This is a genomic window from Chryseobacterium sp. SIMBA_028 (genome assembly GCF_046535285.1).
Lineage (GTDB): Bacteria > Bacteroidota > Bacteroidia > Flavobacteriales > Weeksellaceae > Chryseobacterium.
In genome coordinates, this window is sequence record NZ_JAWRWZ010000507.1 from 1 (window position 1) to 257 (window position 257).

General features: G+C 33.1%; 1 pseudogene. It reads left to right on the top strand.

The features are described 5' to 3' along the window. Positions 1–257: pseudogene (locus tag SCA31_RS24290) on the top strand (hypothetical protein); the annotation flags it as partial.

Here is a 257-nt window from a genome sequence, read left to right on the forward strand (position 1 = left end):
TTCCAGATGGTTTATGGCTATTTTCATATACAGCCTTAATGCTTGAAATATGGAAACACCGAATAAACAATCAGAGTTTTTTTTGGATTTTCAGCCTCCCGTGTATGGCCTTACTTTCAGAATTTTTGCAGCTTTTCAAAGTAATACCGGGAACTTTTGATCTTATTGATCTCATCTTTTATTTCCTCGGAGCAGCACTCCCTTTTTATAAGTCTAACGCATTAATCTTTAACACTAACAATTATGAAAAAATTTAA